Below are 20,998 nucleotides of genomic sequence, written 5' to 3'. Positions count from 1 at the left end.
GAGGTGAGCGGGCTCCTTCATCCCGCTCACCGCATCCAACCGCCCTCCCGTGACCGAAGATGGGGGCATGCGGATCCTCCTGGCCGGCGCGTCCGGCTTCCTGGGCACCCGGCTGGCCGACCACCTCACCGCGGACGGCCACCGGGTGACCCGCCTGGTCCGGCGGCCGGCGCGCACCGGCGACGAGCGGCAGTGGAACCCGACCGCCGCGCAGCTCGACCCGGCGGTGGTCGCCGACGCCGACGCCGTGGTCAACCTGGCCGGCGCGGGCGTCGGCGACAAGCGGTGGAACGACGCGTACAAGAGGCTGATCAGGTCCAGCCGGGTCGACTCGACCACCACCCTGGCCATCACGATCGCGGGCCTGCCGGCCGCCGACCGGCCGACGGTGCTGCTGAACTCCTCGGCCGTCGGCTGGTACGGCAACACGGGCGACCGGGTGGTCGAGGAGGACGCCCCGGCGGGCGAGGGCTTCCTCGCCGACGTGTGCCGGGTCTGGGAGGCGGCCACCCGTCCCGCCGAGGACGCCGGGGTGCGGGTCGTCCGGCTGCGCACCGGGCTGCCGCTGCACCGCGACGGCGGGTTGCTCAAGCCGCAGCTGCTGCCGTTCAGGCTGGGCATCGCCGGGAGGCTGGGCAGCGGACGGCAGTGGCTGCCGTGGATCTCGATGGCCGACTGGCTGCGCGCGGCGCGGTTCCTGCTGGACCGCGACGACGTGGCCGGGGCGGTCAACGTCGTCGGCCCCGCCCCGGTCACGAACGCCGAGTTCACCCGGGAACTGGCCCGCCAGCTGCACCGCCCGGCGGTCGTGCCGATCCCGGCGCTGGCCCTGAAGGTGGCCCTGGGCGGCTTCGCCCAGGAGGCGCTCACCAGCGCCCGGGTGCTGCCCGCCGTGCTGACCCGGGCCGGCTTCGCGTACCACCACCCGGACCTGCCGAGCGCCCTGCACGCCGCCCTCAACGACTGATCAGCAGCCGAGCACCCAGTAGCCGGGGGCGGTCTGCTTCAGCGTGGACGTGTAGAAGACGTTGTAGAGGCCCATCCGCTGGTTGCTGCCGAGGGCGTACGCGTAGCCACCGGACTGGTAGGCGCGCCCGGCGGCGACGTGGGCGTAGTTGCTGGCGGTGACGCACGTGGGCGACGCGGTCGGGGTGGGCGAGGCGGTCGGCGATGCCGTCGGGGTGGGGGTGGGCGACGCGGTGGCCGTCGGGGTCGGGCTGGGCGACGCGCCGCCGCCGTCGAGCCCGAAGAAGAGCGCGTCACGGTACGTCGAGCAGATCGTGTCGAGGAAGTACGCCGCCGCGGTGCCGCACTGGTCGGCACCGGAGCCGGGATCGACGGGGGTGCCGTGGCCCATCCCGGCGACCCGGTAGAGGCGGACGGCGTCGTCGCCGTACACCTCGAGGCTGGTGCCGGCGGGCAGCGACGCCGTGCCGGTGGGGGTCTGCGCGACGCCGAGCACGTTGGTCCACTGGTCGCGCGACTCGACGGCGTTGGCCGGCACGACGGTGCTGTCGGCGGTGCCGTGCCAGATGGCCACCCGGGGCCGGCGGCCGGCGTACCCGGGGTACGCGGCCCGGACGAGGTCGCCCCAGGCGGTGGGGGTCTTGTCGACCCCGCTGTACTGGCAGACGCTGGTGGACGCGGGCGGGGAGCAGCGGTAGGGCATCCCGGCGATGACCGAGCCGGCGGCGAACAGCTCGGGGTACGCGGCGAGCATGACCGAGACCATCGCCCCGCCCGCCGACAGCCCGCTGATGGCGATGCGGCTGCCGTCGAGGCCGTACGTGGTCTTCGCGTACCCGACCATCTGCGCGATCGACGCCGCCTCGCCCTGGCCCCGGGCGATGTCGCCCTCGGTGAACCAGTTGAAGCAGGTCAGCGCCTGGTTGGCGGTGGACTGCTGGGGCACGATCAGGGCGAACTTCCACTGGTCGGCGTACTTCTGCCAGCCGGAGTTGGCGACGTAGCCGGCGGCGTTCTGGGTGCAGCCGTGCAGCAGGACGACGGCGGGCGCGTTGGCCGGGAGGCCGTCGGGCCGGTAGGCGTACATGGTGAGGTTTCCGGGGTTGGCGCCGAAGCCGGTGACCTGGGTGAGGGTGGCGGCCCGGGCGGGCGCGGCGACGACGGCGACCAGGGCCGCCGCGGCGAGCGCGGCCCCGGTGACCGCCCCGGCGAGCCGGGTGAGCGAAGTGGTGGAGCGGCGCACGACGACCTCCTGTCGCGGATTGTGAACTGAGTCACTTCCGAGTTGCCGCGACGTTACGTCCGTGTTTCCTCCCACCGACATGGCCGCCGGTCACACATTCGCAGCCGTCGACGTGTGCCCGTGTCGCCCCGGCGTGCCCGGGTCCGGTTGGTAACGTCCGCTGCGTGCCGCCCTCCCCGCCCCCCGCCGCCGGACCGGCGACCGGCACCGCCGCCGGCTCCCGCAACCGGCGCGCCGACGCACTCTTCGCGCTGCTCGCGCTGACCCTCGCCGGCTGGGTCACCAGCGGGCTGTGGCTCGGCCCCGACCAGCGGGTGATCACCGTCAACTCCAGCGACCAGGCGCTGTTCGAGTGGCTGCTCGCCTTCGGCGGGCACGCGCTGACCCACGGCGAGAACCCGCTCTTCACCACCCTGCTCAACGTCCCCGACGGGGTGAACCTCGCGGTCAACACCTCGATCACCGTTTACGCAGCCGTGTTCGCGCCGCTGACGTACCTGATCGGGCCGCCCGCGACGTTCCTGGTGATCCTGACCCTCAACCTCGCCGCCACCGCGCTGGCCTGGTACCTGCTGCTGTCCCGGCAGCTCGTGCGCAGCCGGCTCGCGGCGGGCGTCGGCGCGCTGTTCGTCGCGTACTCCCCCGGCATGGTGTCGCACGCCAACGCCCACCTGAACTGGACCGCCGGGTGGCTGGTGCCGCTGCTGCTGTGGCGGGTGTTCGCCCTGCGCGAGCCGGGGCGCTGGCTGCGCAACGGGGTCGTGCTCGGCGTCGTCGTGGCGGTCGCCTTCTCCATCGCCGCCGAGGGGCTGTTCTTCACCGCCCTCGCGCTCGGCGTGTTCCTGCCGATCTGGGCGCTGCACCCCGAGCGGCGGGCGCAGGCCCGCGCGGCGCTGCCCGCCTTCGCGCGCGGGCTGGGCGTGACCGCGCTGACCGCCGGGGTGCTGCTGGCGTACCCGCTGTGGCTGCACTTCGCCGGCCCGCAGCGCTTCCACGGCACCGGCTTCGACCCGGTCATCCACGCCGAGGACATCGCCGCGTACGCGGCGTACCCGCGCCGGTCCCTCGCCGGCGAGGCGGGGCTGGGCACCTCGCTCGCGCCCAACCCGACCGAGGAGAACTCGTTCTTCGGGGTGCCGCTGCTGCTGCTCGCCGTCGTCTGCCTCGGCTGGCTGTGGCGGCGGGACCGGGCCCTGCGGGCGACCCTCGCCGCCCTCGGCGGCACCGCCGTCGTGTTCACCGTGCTGTCCTGGGGGCCCCGGGCCAAGTGGGCCGGCCGGCACACGGACACCCCGCTGCCGTTCCTGCTGCTGGACGACCTGCCGGTGGTCAACGCCGCCCTGCCGGCCCGGCTGGCCCTGATCGTGGCCCCGGTGATCGGGGTGCTGCTGGCGTACACCGTCGACCGGTTGCGGGCCGACCCGCCGCGCCGCCGGGCCGCGCGGGCCGCCTGGGGGCTCGGCCTCGCGGCGGCGCTGCTGCCGCTGCTGCCCACGCCGCTGCTGACCAGGGTCCGCGAGCCGGTGCCGACGTTCATCACCGCCGGCACCTGGAAGGAGTACGTCTCCCCGGGCGGCACCCTCACCCCGCTGCCGCTGACGCTCGACGTGACCCCGGACGGGCAGCGCTGGCAGGCGTACGCGCTCGCCCACCGGCAGGGTGAGTTCCGCCTCCCGGCGGGGTTCTTCCTCGGCCCTGGCGGCCCGGACGGCCGGGGCCGGATCGGGCCGCCGCCGCGCACCTTCGACACGCTGATGGACCAGGCCGGCCGCACGGGGCTCGTCCCGATCATCACCGAGGGCAGCATCCGGTTGTCCCTGGCCGACCTGCGGTACTGGGGGGTCGAGGTGGTGGTCCTCGCCGACCGGGTGGAAGGCGCGAAGTACGACCTCGACGAGGACGCCCTACGGCGCACCGCCACCGCCCTGCTCGGCCCGCCGCAGCGCGTCGACGACGTGTGGCTGTGGCGGGTGCCACCGGCCTGACCGGCGGGTACGGGACTAGGCTGGTGGGCGTGACCGCGACGATTCCGGGGCTGACCGCCGTCCGTGCAGGGGTGCTCGACTACCAGGCCGCGTGGGACGAGCAGCGACGGCTGCACGAGTCGGTGGTGGCCGGCGAGCGCGGCGACACGGTGCTGCTGCTGGAGCACCCGAGCGTCTACACGGCCGGCAAGCGCACCGAGCCGTGGGACCGGCCGCTGGACGGCACCCCCGTCATCGACGTGGACCGCGGCGGCAAGATCACCTGGCACGGCCCGGGGCAGCTGGTCGGCTACCCGATCGTGAAGCTGCCCGACCCGGTGGACGTCGTCGCGTACGTGCGCCGCACCGAGCAGCTGCTGATCGACGTCTGCGCCGAGTTCGGCCTCGCCGCCGACCGCGTCCAGGGGCGCAGCGGCGTCTGGGTGCCCGAGGACGACCGGGGCCCGGCCCGCAAGGTCGCCGCCATCGGCATCCGGGTCGCCCGTGGGGTCACCCAGCACGGCTTCTCGATCAACTGCGACTGCGACCTGGCGTACTTCGACCGGATCGTGCCCTGCGGCATCCGCGACGCCGGGGTCACCTCGCTCACCGCGGAGCTGGGCCGCCCGATCACCGTGGCCGACGTGCTGCCGGTGGTGGAGCGCCGCCTGCCCACGCTGGTGACGCTCTAGGCCCTGGTCACGCTCTAGGCTCGGCGGGTGCAGATCGACCTCGTCACCCTCGTCGTCGCCGAGTACGACCCGGCCATCGCCTTCTTCACCGAGGTCCTCGGCTTCGAGCTGGTCGAGGACTCCCCGGCGCAGACCACCGACGGCCGCCCGAAGCGGTGGGTGGTGGTCCGCCCGCCGGGCGCGCAGACCGGCCTGCTGCTGGCCCGCGCCGACGGCGAACGGCAGGAGGCGGCGGTCGGCGCCCAGACGGCCGGGCGGGTCGGCTTCTTCCTGCGGGTCGACGACTTCGACGCCGCCTATCGCCGTCTCGCCGACGCGGGCGTGGAGTTCCTCCGGCCGCCGCGCGCCGAGCCGTACGGCCGGGTGGCCGTCTTCCGCGACATCGCCGGCAACCCCTGGGACCTGCTCGGCCCGGCCTGACCCGACTGACCCGACTGACCCGCCTGACCCGACTGACGCGGCGCGGATCGGGGCACTCGCGCGGCGGACGCCGGGGCGCAACGCTATGCACTCAACGTGACCGACCTCCTCCCACCCACACCCCGTTCCTTCCCCTTTGCTCTGCACCCACCCGCGCAGCGGTAACGGAGGGTTGCTGTTGCGTATAAGGGTGCAGAGCAAAGGGCCGGGAACGGGTCGTGTGGGGTCGGCTAGGTAGGCCAGGTCGGCGACCTCCACCTGGGGCGCGACCGAGATGGCCGCGCCGCAGGAGCAAAATTCCATCACCCAGGGTCACATCGACCGCGAGGTCCGCAAGTCGTCACACTGGGTAGCCGCCAGGCGGGGCGGGCGCGTCAGGGGGTGAGGCGGTGCAGGTCGCGGGGGAAGGCCGTGACCTCGCGGACGTTGGCCGCGCCGACCAGGCGGGCGACGAAGCGTTCCAGGCCGATCGCGAAGCCGCCGTGCGGCGGCATGCCGTGCCGGAACGCGTCCACGAATCCGGCGTACGGCTCGACCGGCTCGCCGCGCGCCGCGAGCGCCGCCAGGTAGTCGTCGTGCCGGTGCAGGCGCTGCCCGCCCGTGACCAGCTCAAGGCCGCGGAACAGCAGGTCGAACCCGTTCGAGTACGCCGGACGCGCCGGGTCGGGATGGGTGTAGAAGGGCCGCTTCGCCATCGGGTACCCGGTGACGAAGACGAACTCGCTGCCGTGTTCGCGGCGGGCCCACTCCCCCAGCGCCCGCTCGTGGGCGGGGGCCAGGTCCGGCTCGTCGGCCGGCGCGCCGGCGATCGTCAGGGCCTCGGTGAAGTGGACGGCGGGGATCCGCGCCGGCGCCTGCGGCACCGTCACGCCCAGCGTGCCCACCGCGGTGCCCGCCCGGTCCGCCACCGTCGCCAGCATCCCGGCGAGGGTGTCCCGCAGCACGGCCATCACGTCGGTGTGGTCGCCGACGAAGCCCAGCTCCGCGTCGAGGGAGGTGTACTGGGCCAGGTGCCGGGCGGTGTCGTGCGGCTCGGCCCGGAACACCGGCCCGACCTCGTACACGCGCTCGAAGACGCCGACCATGAGCTGCTTGTAGAACTGCGGCGACTGGGCGAGGTACGCGGGCCGGCCGAACCAGTCCAGCGCGAAGACGTTCGCCCCGCTCTCGGTGGACGAGGCGACCACCTTCGGGGTGTGGATCTCCACGAAGTCGCGGGCGTCGAGCGCGGCCCGGAACCCGGCGACCGCCGCCGCCGCGACCCGCAGCGCCGCCGACCGGCGCGGATGGCGCAGCGCGACGGGAGCGTGGTCGAGCTGGGTGGGCAGGGTCGCCGCCAGCGCCGGCCGGTACAGGTCGAACGGGGGCGCGGCGGCGGGCGGGCCGAGCGGTCGTACCGTCGGGTGGGTCAGCTCGACCCCGGCGGGGGCCGCCGGGGTCGCGACCACCGTCGCGGTGACCTCGACGACGGTCTCCTCGGTGAGCCGCTCGACGGCAGCGCGGGCGACCGGGTCGGCGGCGACGACCTGGGTCAGGCCGGCGGCGTCCCGCACGATCAGGAACGCCACCGACTTGAGCAGCCGGCGGCGGTGGACCCAGCCGGCGACCCGGACGGTCGCGCCGACGTGGGCGGGGAGCTGGGTGGACAGGATGCGTTGCACGGCGGTTACCTCCTCGATCGATCGCAACGCGATCCCCGGGAGGTGTGGGCGAGCGGGTCCTCGCGGTGCCACCACACCTTCGCCCCCGCGCGCGGGGGCCTCGTTCGTCGCCTGGTGACCGGGGCCAGCCGGGCGGGTTCTACTGGGCGAGCGTCGGGGTGACACCGCGCCGTTCTTCCCGCAGCTCGGGAGGGTCTTCGCGCGCCGTCGCCAGACCGCCTCGCAGCGTTCGGCGGCTCTCTGGACTGGCGGGGTGGCGCGCTACTCGGCTCCGTCGCAGCTTTGCGGGCACGCTAGCAGCCGGCCGCGACGATGTAACGGGGTTTTCGGCGGTGGCGGTGGGCGGCGTCACAGGAAACGGGAGGTGACGGGCGTCGCGTCCCGTTCATCGACGGCCGCCGTCGGGCGTAGGCTCGGTTTTGTGACGATCGAGCACGCCGCGTCGACGACGCCGACGACGACCGAGCAGCCGACGACCAGCCCCGCCTCGCGTACCGCGACGGTCGCCCCCGAGGGGCGGCGCCTGCTGCGCATCGAGGCGCGCAACGCCGAGACGCCGATCGAGCGCAAACCGCCGTGGATCAAGGTGAAGGCCAAGATGGGGCCGGAGTACACCCAGCTGCGCGGGCTCGTCTCGCGCGAGGGGCTGCACACCGTCTGCCAGGAGGCCGGGTGCCCCAACATCTACGAGTGCTGGGAGGACCGGGAGGCCACCTTCCTCATCGGCGGCGACCAGTGCACCCGGCGCTGTGACTTCTGCCAGATCGATACGGGCAAGCCGGCCGAGTTCGACGCCGACGAGCCGCGCCGCGTCGCCGAGTCGGTGGTGTCGATGGGCCTGCGGTACGCCACGATCACCGGCGTCGCCCGCGACGACCTGCCCGACGGCGGGGCCTGGCTGTACGCGGAGACGGTCCGCCAGATCCACGCCCTCCAGCCGGGCTGCGGGGTCGAGCTGCTGATCCCCGACTTCAACGCCGTCCCCGAGCAGCTCGCCGAGGTGTTCGGCTCCCGCCCGGAGGTGCTGGCGCACAACGTCGAGACGGTGCCGAGGATCTTCAAGCGGATCCGGCCGGCGTTCCGCTACGAGCGCTCGCTGGACGTGATCCGGCAGGCCCGCGCCGACGGCCTGGTCACCAAGAGCAACCTGATCCTCGGCATGGGCGAGGAGCGGGCCGAGGTGTCCCAGGCGCTGCGGGACCTGCACGACGCCGGCTGCGAGCTGATCACCATCACGCAGTACCTGCGCCCGTCGCCCCGGCACCACCCGGTGACCCGGTGGGTGAAGCCGGAGGAGTTCGTGGAGCTGCGCGAGGAGGCCGAGGAGATCGGCTTCGCCGGGGTGATGAGCGGGCCGCTGGTGCGCTCGTCGTACCGGGCGGGTCGGCTCTACCGGCAGGCCCTCGACGCCCGCGAGGCCGTGCGCGCCTGAGCGACGCCCCCCGGGGTCTAGATCCACCTGTTCGGATGATGTCCCAACAAACGGGGCGGCTATTGCCATCGATACGTCGATGGTGGTGAATTTAGTCATGCCCCTGCCGCACACCGTCATCATCGGCGCCGGTCCCGCCGGCCTCACCGCCGCGTACGAGCTGACTCGACGCAACGCCCCCGTGGAGGTGGTGGAGGCCGACGACGTCGTGGGCGGGATCAGCCGCACCGTCGAGCGGGACGGGTGGCGCTTCGACATCGGCGGGCACCGGTTCTTCACCAAGGTCGCCCGGGTCGAGGATTTCTGGCACGAGGTGCTGCCCGACGGGGACTTCCTGCTGCGTCCCCGGATGAGCCGGATCCACTACCGGGGCAAGCTGTTCGACTACCCGCTGCGCGCCGGCAACGCGCTGGGCAACCTGGGCATCGTCGAGGCGGTGCGCTGCGTCGGGTCGTACGTGTGGGCGCGGCTGCGGCCACCGGCGGACCAGAGCCACTTCGAGGGCTGGGTGTCGGCCCGCTTCGGCACCCGCCTGTACCGGATGTTCTTCAAGACGTACACCGAGAAGGTCTGGGGTTTCCCGGCCACCGAGCTGCAGGCGGACTGGGCGGCCCAGCGCATCCGCAACCTGTCGCTGGCCGGCGCGGTGCGCAACGCGCTGCTGCCCCGCCGGGCCCGCGGCGCCGACATCACCAGCCTGATCGAGGAGTTCCAGTACCCGAAGCTCGGCCCGGGGATGATGTGGGAACGCTGCGCCGAGCTGGTCACGAAGGCCGGCGGCACGGTGACGATGGGCACCTCGGTGACGCGGGTGCACCGGGCCGACGGCCGGGCGGTCGCGGTGACCGTGGCGGGCCCGGACGGCGAGCGCCGCATCGAGGCCGACCACGTGATCTCCAGCATGCCGCTGCCGGAGCTGGTGCGGGCCGTGGACCCGCCCGCGCCGCCGCCGGTGCTGGCCGCCGCCGACGCGCTGCGGCACCGCGACTTCCTCACCGTGGCGCTGGTCGTGCCGGCCGACGCCGGGTTCCCGGACAACTGGATCTACGTGCACACCCCGGGGGTACGGGTGGGCCGGATCCAGAACTTCGGCTCCTGGTCGCCGTTCCTGGTGCGGGACGGGTTCACCTGCCTCGGGCTGGAGTACTTCGTCGACGAGGGCGACGACCTGTGGGAGTCGGCCGACGACGACCTGATCGCCCGGGGCACGGCCGAGCTGGAGACGCTCGGGCTGGTGCGCCCCGGGGCGGTCTCGGCCGGGTACGTGGTGCGGATGCCGAAGGCGTACCCGGTCTACGACTCCGGCTACGAGCAGGCCGTGGAGACCATGCGCCACTGGCTCGCCGAGGCGCTGCCGAACGTGCACCCGGTGGGCCGCAACGGCATGCACCGCTACAACAACCAGGACCACTCGATGCTCACGGCGATGCTGACCGTGGAGAACATCCTCGACGACGCCGACCACGACGTGTGGGAGGTGAACGTGGAGGAGGAATACCACGAGCAGGCGGACGCGTCGTCGTCCTCCGCCTCGGCCGACGGGCGGCACGGCACGGGCCGGGCCGCCCCGGTGCTGCCCCGCCGCCCGTGACTGCCGGCCGCGGATCAACGGGGCCGGCGGCGACCACCTAGACTCTGCGGCATGGCGAAGCCCCAGGAGAAGGTCTCGTTCGGCCAGCGGCTGAAGCAGATCGGGATGGTGTTCAAGTTCACCGCCAAGCAGGACAGGTGGTTCGCTCCGCTTGCCGCCGGCGCGGTGCTGATCCCGCTCGCGCTGACCGTGGTCGCGGTGCTCCTCTGGGGTTGGCTCTGGCTGCCGCTGGGCATCCTGCTCGCCCTGCTCGCCCTGTTGATCGTGCTCAACCTGCGGTCGAACGCGGCGATGATGAACGCCGCCGAGGGACAGCCCGGCGCGGCGGCGCAGATCATGGAGAGCATGCGCGGTGACTGGCGGGTGTCCCCGGCGGTCAGCGCGACCACGCAGATGGACATGGTGCATCTCGTGATCGGCCGTGCCGGCGTGATCCTGCTGGCCGAGGGGCACCCGCAGCGGGTCCGCGGTCTGCTGGGGCAGGAGAAGCGGCGGCTGGCCAAGGTGATCGGCTCCGCGCCGCTGCACGACTACGTGATCGGCCAGGGCGAGGGTGAGCTGCCGATCCGCAAGCTGCGGATGACGCTGATGCGGCTGCCGCGCGCCCTCAGCGGCAAGGACGTCAACGCCCTCGACAAGCGGCTCAAGGCGCTCACCGCCCGCCCGCAGATGCCCAAGGGCGCGATCCCGAAGAACATGCGCCCGCCGCGTGGCGCGTTCCGGCAGACCCGGGGCCGCTGACGCCCTACCCGCGCGGCGCGGCGGCGATCACCGAGCCGGTGAGGCGGTCGTGCAGGCCGCGGCGGTGCTCGTCCATGATCAGGGCCGGGACGACCAGGGCGAGCAGGAGGCCGCGCAGCAGCGCCCGGGCCAGGCCGATCCGGCCGCCATCGGCCCAGGACAGGCAGCGGATCCGGGTGACGTACATGCCGGGGGTCTGCGCGAACAGGCCCAGGAAGAAGCCGTACTCGACGATCAGCACCGCGACGGGGGCCCAGCCGTCGCGGACCGGGTCGGCGAAGAAGTTGGACACCAGCAGGCAGAGCACCCAGTCGATCACCAGGGCACCGAACCGGCGGCCCAGGGTGGGCGGCGCGAACGCGGGGTCGGCGGCGGGCGGCGCGGGGGGCTGCGGCATGGTCACGACCGCCAAGGGTAGTCAGGGGCCCGGACGTGGCCGGAAGCACACCCGCCGGCGAACCGGACAAAAGGCGTTGATCTGCGGCACTTCGCCGTGCCAGGTATCGTCCGAACGGACATCCGACGGCGACTGACCGGCGCTTATGACGCAGCGCGAGCGACGTAACACGACAGAAACACAGCAGATACGACCGGGCAACCGCACGGCCATAGCGTCGCCAACAGCCAGCCACCCGTGGACGTGCCAGGAGGACGTGTGTTCGCCAATCCCGAGGAACTGCTGCGATACCTCAAGAACGAGGACGTGAAGTTCGTCGACGTACGTTTCTGTGACCTGCCCGGCGTGATGCAGCACTTCAACCTGCCGGTGGAGTCCTTCGACGACAGCGTCTTCAACGACGGTCTCGCCTTCGACGGATCGTCGATCCGCGGCTTCCAGGCGATCCACGAGTCGGACATGCTCCTGCTCCCGGACGTCGCGAGCGCCTTCATCGACCCCTTCCGCGCGCAGAAGACCCTCGCGCTCAACTTCTTCATCCACGACCCGTTCACCCGTGAGGCCTACTCCCGGGACCCGCGGAACGTGGCGAAGAAGGCCGAGGCGTACCTCGCGGCGAGCGGCATCGCCGACACCGCGTACTTCGGCGCCGAGGCGGAGTTCTACATCTTCGACTCGATCCGCCACGAGACCTCGGCCCACCAGTCGTTCTACTACATCGACTCGATCGAGGGCGCCTGGAACACCGGTCGCGAGGAGCCGGGCGGCAACCGCGGCTACAAGACCGCGTACAAGGGCGGGTACTTCCCGGTGCCGCCGGTCGACCACTACGCCGACCTGCGCGACGGCATGGTCCGCCGCCTGGTCGACGCCGGCTTCACCGTGGAGCGCTCGCACCACGAGGTCGGCACCGCCGGCCAGTCGGAGATCAACTACAAGTTCTCCACCCTGCTGCACTCGGCCGACCAGCTCCAGCTCTTCAAGTACCTGATCAAGAACGAGGCGTGGGTCAACGGCAAGACCGCGACGTTCATGCCGAAGCCGCTCTTCGGCGACAACGGCTCGGGCATGCACACCCACCAGAGCCTGTGGCTGAACGGCGAGCCGCTGTTCTACGACGAGACCGGCTACGCCGGCCTGTCGGACACCGCCCGCTGGTACATCGGCGGCCTGCTGCACCACGCGCCGTCGCTGCTGGCGTTCACCAACCCGACGGTCAACTCGTACCGTCGCCTGGTGCCCGGCTACGAGGCCCCGGTCAACTTGGTCTACTCGCAGCGCAACCGCTCCGCCTGCACCCGTATCCCGGTGACCGGCAGCAACGCGAAGGCCAAGCGCGTCGAGTTCCGCGTGCCGGACCCGTCGAGCAACCCGTACCTCGCCTTCTCGGCGATGATGATGGCCGGCCTCGACGGCATCAAGAGCAAGATCGAGCCGCCGGCGCCGATCGACAAGGACCTGTACGACCTGCCGCCGGAGGAGTGGGGCTCGGTCAAGCAGGTTCCGGGCTCGCTGCCCGAGGTGCTCGACGCCCTCGAGGCCGACCACGACTACCTGCTCGACGGCGGCGTCTTCACGCCGGACCTGATCTCCACCTGGGTGGAGTGGAAGCGGGCCAACGAGGTCGACCCGGTGCGTCTGCGCCCGACCCCGCACGAGTTCGCGATGTACTTCGACTGCTGAGCACTGCGGACTGCTGAGCCCTCGGGCCGGCACCTCCCTTCAGCACCGGCCGGGCCGGTTCCGCCGCACGCGGAGCCGGCCCGGCCGCTTCGCGTCTGCCTGTGGGACGGGCGGGCGGGCGGGGGCACGGCAACCGATCGCCGGGGAGCTCCGGGTGGCACAGGGGCTGAGGCCGCCTAGGGAGCTGAGTCGTTTACGACATCACCCGGCCCCGGGCCCACCCGACGCCGTGATGTCCGAGCCCACCCCCGACGCCGTGATGTCCGAGCCCACCGGACGTCCTTGCTGCCGAGCCCACCCGACCGCGCGCCGGGGTGGCCCTCGCGGCGCTGATCGGGGCCAGCCACGAGGTGGGCACCGAGACCGTGATGTCGCCGATGACTCAGCTCCCTAGGGGCCGCACGGAGCCTTGCCGTCCCCGTCCCCGCCAATCTCGCCCTCGCTGCCCACGCCGCTGTCTCCGCCACCTCCGCCGCCGCCACGGCCATGTCCGCCACCACGTCCGCCGCGCCGACCGCCGGTGGCACGGACCGCCGCCAGCGTCGCCGCTGCCGCCAACGCCACCAGCAACGCCGTCATCGCGATCGCGCCCGGGGCCTTCGTGGAACGGGCCAGGTTGGTGCCGTCGGGCAGGGTGAGGACGGCGGCCACCGCGCTGGGCAGCGCGAACCACGTGGTCCGGGCGACCCGGGTGACCGAGACGGCGAGCAGCGTCAGCGGCCAGATGGCGTACCAGGGGTGGAAGACGGGCGAGAGGGCGACGGTGGCGGCCAGCGCCAGCCCCGCGCCGAGCAGGGCCACCCGGGGCCGGGCCGCCGCCGGGGCATCCGTGCCGGCGCCCTGCCGGCGCAGCGACCGCCACGCCCAGCACCACAGGGCCACCAGTGTCGCCGCGAGCAGCAGCAGGCCGGCGGCCCGGGTCACCGGCACGGCGTCGGGCCGCCGCCCGGCCCACTCCCCCACGTAGTCGACGACGAAGCCGACTGCCGTCGGCGGTGACGTCCACTGCGCGGAGTCGCCGCTGCGGGCCAGCCCCTTGACCCAGCCCAGGCCCAGCCCGGACGCCACGGAGGTCGCCAGTAGCGCGGCGAGGACGCCGCCGGCCAGCAGGGCCCCGGCGCGCAGCAGCGCCCGCCAGGTGCACCGGGCCCGTAGGGCGGCCAGCGCCGCGAACGGCAGCACCACCACGGCGGTCGCCTTGACGGCCACGGCCAGCCCGAGCAGCATTCCGGCCAGCAGGAGCACCCCGGCAGTCGGAGCCTGCCCGACCGGCGGCGGCCCGGCCGGCGGGACCAGCCCGGCTGACCGGCGGACCAGCATGAGCAGGCCGGCCAGCAGCAGGCCGAGGGCCACCGCGTCGTTGTGCGCCCCGGCCACCAGGTGCACCCCGACCAGGGGCGCGGCCAGCGCCAGCCAGGCGGCCCGCCGGACCGGCACGCCCGCCGCGCGGGCCAGCCCCGGCAGGCAGTACGCGGCCAGCAGCACGCCCGCGACGGCGTACAGCCGCAGGACGGCGATGGCACCGACCAGGCTGCCGCCGACGGTCACCGCGAGCGCGGCGAGCAGCACGAACACGGGCCCGTACGGCGCGGGGGTGTCCCGCCAGATCGGGGCGACCGAGTCCAGCCACGGGCAGCCGGCCGCCGCCACCCCCAACCGGTACGGGTCGCGCCCGTGCGCATACGACCAGCCCTGGCAGGCGTACGAGTAGACGTCGCGGCTGCCCAGCGGCGGCGCCGCCAGCAGCGGCAGCAGCCAGAGCCCGGCGGTCGTGTACGCCCACCGGCCCGACGGGGCGCCGTCGCGCAGCGCCCACCACGCCCCGACCATCAGCGCGGTGCCGACCAGCCAGCAGCCCAGCACCGCCGGGCCGTGCGGGCCCCGCCACACCTGGGCGGGAGTGCCGCCGGTCAGGTCGGGCAGCGCCCCGCCCAGCCAGCCGGCGACGGCGAGCAGAGCGGCACCGAGCAGTCCCGCCCAGCGGGCGACGACGGCCACGGCACACCCCTCGCTCAGTCGGCTCCCCGGATGACGGGGTCCGGCGCGCGGTCCGCCGCGCGGTCCACCCTGGCCGACCGTACCAACCGCACGGCCGCCCAGATCAGCAGAAGCGTCATCAGCGGAGCCCCGGGCAGCTTGGTGTACCGGGCCAGCCCGGTGCCGTCCGGCAGCACCAGGAATGATCCGACCAGCGCGACCGCGGCGAACCACACGCTGTCGCGGGCGGTGGCGGCGAGCACCGTGAGCGGCCAGATCCAGTACCAGGGGTGCACGATCGGGGAGAGCGCGACGGTGGCCGCCAGCGCCAGGCCGGCGTGGAAGAACGGGTCGCGGGTGCGGGCCCGCCACCACAGCCAGAGCAGCAGCGCGGCGAGCGCGAGCACCCCGATGGCCCGGGCCACCGGCAGGGCGTCGACGTGCAGCCCGAAGAGCAGCGCGACGTACCCGGCGGTCTGTCCCACGGCGGTCGGCGGCGAGGTCCAGGCGATCACCTCGCCCCCGCTCTCCAGCCCGCCGATCCACCCGAAGTCCAGCCCACCGGCGAAGGTCACCCCCATGACGGTGGCGACGGCCCCGGCGACCACCGGGCCACCGTCCCGCAGCAGCGCACGGAACCGGTACGGCCCGCCGATCGCCGCCAGCGCCGCGAACGGGATCACCACCAGCCCGGTGATCTTGATGGACACGGCCAGCCCGAGCAGCACTCCCCCGGCCAGCAGCGGCACGGGGCGGCCCGGCCGGGCCGCCACCACAGCCAGGCCGGCGACCAGCAGGCCCACCATCAGCGCGTCGTTGTGCGCCCCGGCCACCAGGTGCACGCCGATGAGCGGGCTGGCCAACGCCAGCCACAGCGCCCGCCCGACGGGAACCCCGCAGCGGCGGGCCAGCACCGGCAGGCAGGCGGCGGTCAGCGCCACCCCGGCCACCGCCAGCAGCCGGAACGCGACGACCGCGCCGGTCAGCGACCCGGTCGCCTTGACCACGGCACCGGCGATCAGCACGAACAGCGGTCCGTACGGGGCCGGGGTGTCCCGCCAGATGTACGAGATGGTGTCCAGCCACGGGCAGGGCAGCGCCGACACGCCGTACTCGTACGGGCTGATGCCGTTGGCGAAGCTCGCGCCCTGGCAGGCGTACGCGTAGGCGTCCCGGCTGCCCATCGGTGGCACGAACAGCAGCGGCAGCAGCCAGAGTCCCACCGTCACCAGGGCCCACCGCGCGGACGGCACCCCGTCGCGCAGCGACCACCAGGCCCACGCCATGAGCGCGGTGCCGACCAGCCAGGACGCGATGATCAGCGGCCCGTGCGGGCCCTGCCAGATGCTGACCGGGGTGGGACGCAGGTCCCCGTCCGGGAACACGCCGCCGAGGAACGCGGACACGGCGAGCAGCAGGGAACCGGCCAACCCGGTCCAGCGCGCGAGGTGGTGAGGCACGCCCGCCATGCTGCCAGTACGGTGGTCGCGGTACGGAGGTGGGCATGCGTCGCAGTCGGGTGGTGGCGGTTGCCGCCGCGTCGGCGGCGGCCCTGGGCGTGGCGTACCTGCTGCTGCCGGGAATGGGCTCGGACCTGTCCGCCCAGGTGGCCCGGGCCGACTTCTTCGCCGCGCACGGTGCCGCCCTGGTCGACCTCCGGTGGTACGGCGGCATCCACCCGCTCGGCTACAGCCTGGTCTCGCCGCCGGTGATGGCGGTCCTCGGGGTGCAGGTCACCGGCGCCCTCGCGTTGGTGGCCTCGGCGGCGGCCTTCGCGGCTCTGCTGGTGCGCACCGGCGTTTCCCGCCCCCTGCTCGGGAGTCTGGTCGGGGTGCTCACCATCGCCGGAAACCTCGTCTCCGGCCGGGTCACCTACGGCCTCGGCGTGGCGTTCGGGCTGGCCGCGCTGCTGGCCCTCACCATGCCGACGAGCGTGTCCCCTGGCCGGCGACGGCTACGTGTCGGGCTGGCCGTCGCCGCAGCGCTCGTGGCGTCGGCGACCAGCCCGGTCGCCGGCCTGTTCGTCGGGCTCGCCGGGGCCGCGCTGCTGCTCACCCGCCGCCGCGGCGACGGCCTGCTGCTGGGCGTCGGCGCGGCCGTTCCCCTGGCGGTCACCGGGTTGTTGTTCGGCGAGGGCGGCTGGATGAACATCAGCCGCACCGACACGGTGCGGGCGGTGCTCGCCAGCCTGCTGGTGGCCGCGCTCGTGGCGTACCGGCCGGTCCGGGTGGGCGCCCTGCTGTCGGCGGGCGGGGTGCTGATCGCCTCCGTCGTGCACACGCCCGTCGGGCTGAACGCGACCCGGCTGGCGGTGATGTTCGCGCTGCCCCTGCTCGCGGCGGCCGCCCGCCTGCCCGGTCCGGCGGCCCGGCGGGTGCCGCCGGGACTGCGCCGGGGCGGCGTGGCCGGCGTCGCCCTGGCCGTGCTGCTGGCCGCCGTCTGCTGGTGGCAGCCCCCGGTGGTGCCGGCCGACCTGCGCAGCGTCGGGGATCCGACCAGCGATCCGGCCTACTTCGCGCCGCTGCGTGCCGAACTGGCGCGGCGGGGGCTCACCGGCCGGGTCGAGGTGCCGCCGACCCGGAACTACTGGGAGGCGGCCCTCCTGGGCGACGTGCCGCTGGCGCGGGGCTGGCTGCGGCAGGCGGACGTCGACCGCAATCCCCTCTTCTTCGGCCAGGTGCCCGGCGCGGAGGGGACGGGCGTGCCGCTGACGGCGGCCACTTACCGGGACTGGCTGGCCGACAACGCCGTCCAGTACGTGGCCGTCCCGGACGCCCCGCTGTCCTGGGTCGGCCGGCCGGAGGCTCAGCTCGTCACCGACGGCCTGCCCTATCTCCGGCCGGTCTGGCAGGACGCGCACTGGCGCCTGTTCGCCTTCACCGAGGCCCAGCCTCTCGTCGGACAACCGGCCACTCTCGTCGGCCAGACGGCGTCAACCGTCACCTTCACCACCAGGTCGGACGAACAGGTGTTGATCAGGGTGAGGTACAGCCGGTGGCTGCGGACCACCGCCGGCGTCACGCTGCGGCCGGCGGACGGGTGGACGCTTGCGCATCCGCCAGGACCCGGGACCTTCACGCTGACCGGTTGACGCGGTTCGACGCGGTTAAGAGGGGGCCCCTGCTATGCAGAAAGTGATAAGAAGGGGCCCTTCCTTGCACCTCAGGCGTCGAGGACGCGTTCCATCGCCGCGCGGGAGCGGCGGGCGGTGCGCAGGTATTCGTCGAGGAACTCGCCCGGGTCGTCGCGGCCGAGCAGCCGCACCACCCCGGCCAGTTCCACGCCGTGCCGGGGCAGCTGGTCGCCGGAGCGGCCCCGCACCAGCATCAGCGCGTTGCGGACCTGCGCGGCGAGAGTCCAGCCGGCGGCCATCGCGGTGGCGTCCGCCGGGTCGACCAGGTCCGCGTCGGCCGCCGCCGCGAGCGCGTCGAGGGTACGCGTGCCGCGCAGCTCCGGCAGTCGGCCGGCGTGCCGGAGCTGGAGCAGCTGCACCGCCCACTCGACGTCGGCGAGCCCGCCCCGGCCCAGCTTGGTGTGGGTGGCCGGGTCGGCGCCCCGGGGCAGCCGCTCGGTCTCCACCCGCGCCTTGATCCGGCGGATCTCGACGATCTGCTCCCGGGTGAGCCCGTCGGCGGGGTAGCGGACCGGGTCGACCATCGCCTCGAACTCGGCCCCCAGGTCGGCGTCGCCGCAGACGAACCGGGCGCGCAGCAGCGCCTGCGCCTCCCACACCTTCGACCAGCGGGCGTAGTACTGGGCGTAGGCGGCGAGGCTGCGCACGAGGGGTCCCTGCCGGCCCTCGGGGCGCAGGTCGGCGTCGACGCCGAGCGCCGGGTCGGGGGCGGGGGCGGACAGCAGCCGACGCAGCTCCTCGGCGATGGCGTGGGCGGCGGAGCTGGCCGCGCCCTCGTCCGCCCCGGCGGGCGGGTCGTAGACGAAGAGCACGTCGGCGTCGGAGAGGTAGTTGGACTCGTACCCGCCGAGCCGGCCCATGCCGATCACCGCGAACCGCAGGCCGGGCAGGGCCGGCTGGGCGGCCCGGGCGGCGCGCAGCGCGGCGGCGAGGGTGGCGTCGGTGACGTCGGACAGGGCGGTGCCGACGGCGGTGACGTCGGCGAGGCCGAGCGCGTCCCGGGCGGAGGTGGGGGTGGGGGCCAGCGACCCGGCGCGGCTCAGCATGTCGGCGCAGGCGATGCGGACCAGTTCCCGGCGGCGCAGCGCGCGTACCGCCCGGGTCGCCTCGACGGGGTCGTCGGCGTGCCGGGCCGCCGCGGCGGCGAAGCCCTCGCAGAGGACGGCGCGCGGGCGGGGGGTCAGCTCGTTCTCCTCGGCGAGCAGCCGCAGCGCCTCCGGCTCGCGGGCGAGCAGGTCGGCCGCGTACCGGGAGGAGGACAGGACGCGGGCCAGCCGGCGGGCCACCGGGCCGGAGTCGCGCAGCAGCCGCAGATACCAGGGGGTGCTGCCGAGGGAGTCGGAGACCTGCCGGTAGTTGAGCAGCCCCCGGTCGGGCTCGGGGGCGTCGGCGAACTCGCTGAGCAGCACCGGCAGCAGGGTGCGCTGGATGGCGGCGGTGCGGCTCACCCCGCCGGTGAGGGCCTGGAGGTGCCGCAGCGCCCCGGCCGGGTCGGCGAAGCCGAGGATCTCCAGCCGGTGCCGGGCCGCCTCGGGGGTGAGCCGCAGCCCGTCGGCGGGGACGCGGGCCACGGACTCCAGCAGGGGCCGGTAGAGCAGCTTGGCGTGCAGCCGGCGTACCTCGGTGGCGTGGGTGACCCACTCGGCGCGGAACTCCTCGACGGCGCTGCGGCCCGGCGTGGCCGCGTAGCCGAGGGCGGCGGCGAGCCAGCGCAGCGCGGCCGGTTCGGTCGGCACGGTGTGGGTGCGGCGCAGGCCCTGGAGCTGGAGCCGGTGCTCGACGCCGCGCAGGAAGCGGTAGCCGCGCAGCAGCGCCTCCCCGTCGGCGCGGCCCACGTAGCCGCCGGCGACGAGGGCGCGCAGGGCGGGGATCGTCCCGGGTACGCGCAGCGTCTCGTCGCCGCGGCCGTGCACCAGTTGCAGCAGCTGGACGGCGAACTCGATGTCGCGCAGCCCGCCGGGGCCGCGTTTGATCTCGCGTTCCAGCTCCTTCGGCGGGATGTTGTCGATGATCTTCCGGCGCATCGACCGGACGTCGTCGACGGCCTCGGGCCGCTCGGCGGCGGTCCACACCAGCGGGGCGAGCTGGTCGATCCACTCCTGGCACAGCGCCAGGTCACCGGCCGCCGGGCGGGCCTTGAGCAGTGCCTGGAACTCCCAGGTGCGCGCCCAGCGCCGGTAGTAGGCCAGGTGGCTGGCGAGGGTGCGCACCAGCGGGCCCCGGTTGCCCTCGGGGCGCAGCGCCGCGTCGACGGGCCAGGCGACCAGCCCGCAGACGTGGATCAGCCGGGTGGCGATCGTGGTGGCCGCCGGCAGCTCGTCGTCGTCGGCGCAGACGAAGATCACGTCGACGTCGGAGACGTAGTTGAGCTCGCCGCCGCCGCACTTGCCCATCGCGACCACGGCGAGGCGCGGCACGGCGGTGCCCTCGGGCAGCTCGCCCACCGCGATGTCGTACGCCGCCGCGAGGGTGGCGTCGGCCAGCGCGGACAGCGCGGCCATGGTCTGCTCCAGGGCCCGGCCGCCGGTCAGGTCGGCCGCCGCGATGCGCAGCAGGGCCAGCCGGTACGCCTGCCGCAGCACCGCCACCGGCTGGGTGGACGGGGTGAGGCGGGCGGCGGCGGCCAGGTCGAGCCGGCCCTCGGCGGCGGGGGCGAGCCCGTCGGGGGCGGTGGCGAGCACCGGCCACTGGTGGGGGTTGGCCACCAGGTGGTCGCCGAGGGCCGAGGACGCGCCGAGCACGGCGACCAGCCGGCGGCGCAGCCCCGGGTCGGCGTGCAGGGCGTCCAGCACGGCCGAGCCGGCGGCCCGGTCGCCGGCACCGCCCGCACCGCTGCCGTTGGTGGCGGGCGTGGCGGTGCCCCCGGTGGTGCGGCGCTCGGCCTCGACGAGGCGGTGCAGCTGGCGCAGGGCCAGGTCTGGGTCGGCGGCCCGGGACAGCGCGGCCAGCAGCTCGGCGGCCCGGTCGTCGACCGGCTCCTGCTCCTGCGGGTGCCACAGGTCGAGCCCGGCCGGGCCGAGCAGGTCGGCGGCGCGGGAGCCGTCGTCGGTGCCGAAGCCGTAGCGGGCGAGCCGGCCCCGCGCGGGTCTGCTCATCAT

15 protein-coding genes are annotated in these 20,998 nt (G+C 74.3%); 9 read left to right on the top strand and 6 right to left on the bottom strand.

What is annotated here, in order from left to right:
• Positions 1-67 precede the first annotated feature (67 nt).
• Positions 68-967 (top strand): TIGR01777 family oxidoreductase, encoded by a 900-nt coding sequence (locus ACVMYR_RS16550; RefSeq protein ID WP_077938959.1) that lies wholly within the window; start codon positions 68-70, stop codon positions 965-967.
• Here the strand turns inward: ACVMYR_RS16550 and ACVMYR_RS16545 are convergent, their stop codons facing one another.
• Complete coding sequence (locus tag ACVMYR_RS16545; protein ID WP_431895271.1) at positions 968-2,209, bottom strand: extracellular catalytic domain type 1 short-chain-length polyhydroxyalkanoate depolymerase; 1,242 nt, start codon at positions 2,207-2,209, stop codon at positions 968-970.
• A gap of 164 nt (positions 2,210-2,373) precedes the next feature.
• On the opposite strand from ACVMYR_RS16545, the gene ACVMYR_RS16540 reads away from it, so the two are divergent.
• From ACVMYR_RS16540 to ACVMYR_RS16530, 3 genes are read left to right on the top strand one after another with little or no spacing between them, the layout of a single operon-like run.
• Positions 2,374-4,194: a DUF2079 domain-containing protein gene (locus ACVMYR_RS16540; protein WP_457122174.1), complete on the top strand. Its 1,821-nt coding sequence runs from the start codon at positions 2,374-2,376 to the stop codon at positions 4,192-4,194.
• Between the two features lie 29 nt (positions 4,195-4,223).
• On the top strand, positions 4,224-4,865 hold the full coding sequence (gene lipB / locus ACVMYR_RS16535; protein WP_457122173.1) for a lipoyl(octanoyl) transferase LipB: 642 nt from the start codon (positions 4,224-4,226) through the stop codon (positions 4,863-4,865).
• A gap of 27 nt (positions 4,866-4,892) precedes the next feature.
• Positions 4,893-5,285, top strand: coding sequence for a VOC family protein (locus ACVMYR_RS16530; protein ID WP_077938956.1), 393 nt, complete (start codon positions 4,893-4,895; stop codon positions 5,283-5,285).
• A gap of 374 nt (positions 5,286-5,659) precedes the next feature.
• On the opposite strand, the gene aspS is transcribed toward ACVMYR_RS16530, so the two are convergent.
• Positions 5,660-6,946, bottom strand: a complete 1,287-nt coding sequence (gene aspS, locus ACVMYR_RS16525; RefSeq protein ID WP_457122172.1) for an aspartate--tRNA(Asn) ligase — start codon at positions 6,944-6,946, stop codon at positions 5,660-5,662.
• 364 nt (positions 6,947-7,310) lie between these two features.
• Here aspS and lipA point away from each other — a divergent pair, with 364 nt between their 5' ends.
• The 3 genes from lipA (at position 7,311) to ACVMYR_RS16510 (ending at position 10,710) form a co-directional block, all read left to right on the top strand.
• Positions 7,311-8,378 (top strand): lipoyl synthase, encoded by a 1,068-nt coding sequence (gene lipA / locus ACVMYR_RS16520; RefSeq protein ID WP_176734074.1) that lies wholly within the window; start codon positions 7,311-7,313, stop codon positions 8,376-8,378.
• Positions 8,379-8,475: 97 nt separating this feature from the next.
• Positions 8,476-9,969 (top strand): NAD(P)/FAD-dependent oxidoreductase, encoded by a 1,494-nt coding sequence (locus tag ACVMYR_RS16515; protein ID WP_431895279.1) that lies wholly within the window; start codon positions 8,476-8,478, stop codon positions 9,967-9,969.
• A 51-nt stretch (positions 9,970-10,020) separates the two neighbouring features.
• Positions 10,021-10,710, top strand: coding sequence for a DUF4191 domain-containing protein (locus ACVMYR_RS16510; RefSeq protein ID WP_043967094.1), 690 nt, complete (start codon positions 10,021-10,023; stop codon positions 10,708-10,710).
• Between the two features lie 4 nt (positions 10,711-10,714).
• Here ACVMYR_RS16510 and ACVMYR_RS16505 read toward each other — a convergent pair whose 3' ends face one another.
• Positions 10,715-11,107 (bottom strand): RDD family protein, encoded by a 393-nt coding sequence (locus ACVMYR_RS16505; protein WP_043969279.1) that lies wholly within the window; start codon positions 11,105-11,107, stop codon positions 10,715-10,717.
• A 258-nt stretch (positions 11,108-11,365) separates the two neighbouring features.
• Between ACVMYR_RS16505 and glnA the strand changes: the two genes are divergently transcribed.
• On the top strand, positions 11,366-12,790 hold the full coding sequence (glnA, locus tag ACVMYR_RS16500; protein ID WP_043967093.1) for a type I glutamate--ammonia ligase: 1,425 nt from the start codon (positions 11,366-11,368) through the stop codon (positions 12,788-12,790).
• 390 nt (positions 12,791-13,180) lie between these two features.
• On the opposite strand, the gene mptB (ACVMYR_RS16495) is transcribed toward glnA, so the two are convergent.
• Together mptB (ACVMYR_RS16495) and mptB (ACVMYR_RS16490) are read right to left on the bottom strand one after the other, a co-directional pair.
• Positions 13,181-14,788 (bottom strand): polyprenol phosphomannose-dependent alpha 1,6 mannosyltransferase MptB, encoded by a 1,608-nt coding sequence (gene mptB / locus ACVMYR_RS16495; RefSeq protein ID WP_457122171.1) that lies wholly within the window; start codon positions 14,786-14,788, stop codon positions 13,181-13,183.
• 14 nt (positions 14,789-14,802) lie between these two features.
• Positions 14,803-16,227, bottom strand: a complete 1,425-nt coding sequence (gene mptB / locus ACVMYR_RS16490) for a polyprenol phosphomannose-dependent alpha 1,6 mannosyltransferase MptB (RefSeq protein ID WP_457122170.1) — start codon at positions 16,225-16,227, stop codon at positions 14,803-14,805.
• A 44-nt stretch (positions 16,228-16,271) separates the two neighbouring features.
• Here mptB (ACVMYR_RS16490) and ACVMYR_RS16485 point away from each other — a divergent pair, with 44 nt between their 5' ends.
• Positions 16,272-17,858, top strand: coding sequence for a hypothetical protein (locus tag ACVMYR_RS16485; protein ID WP_457122169.1), 1,587 nt, complete (start codon positions 16,272-16,274; stop codon positions 17,856-17,858).
• Between the two features lie 71 nt (positions 17,859-17,929).
• Here ACVMYR_RS16485 and ACVMYR_RS16480 read toward each other — a convergent pair whose 3' ends face one another.
• A complete protein-coding gene (locus ACVMYR_RS16480; protein ID WP_457122168.1) occupies positions 17,930-20,995 on the bottom strand; it encodes a bifunctional [glutamine synthetase] adenylyltransferase/[glutamine synthetase]-adenylyl-L-tyrosine phosphorylase in 3,066 nt (1,021 codons plus the stop codon).
• Positions 20,996-20,998: the final 3 nt, after the last annotated feature.

The organism is Micromonospora sp. PTRAS2 (genome assembly GCF_054052245.1).
Note: the sequence above shows the minus strand (reverse complement) of the source record. Positions and strands in the feature narration are given on the sequence as shown.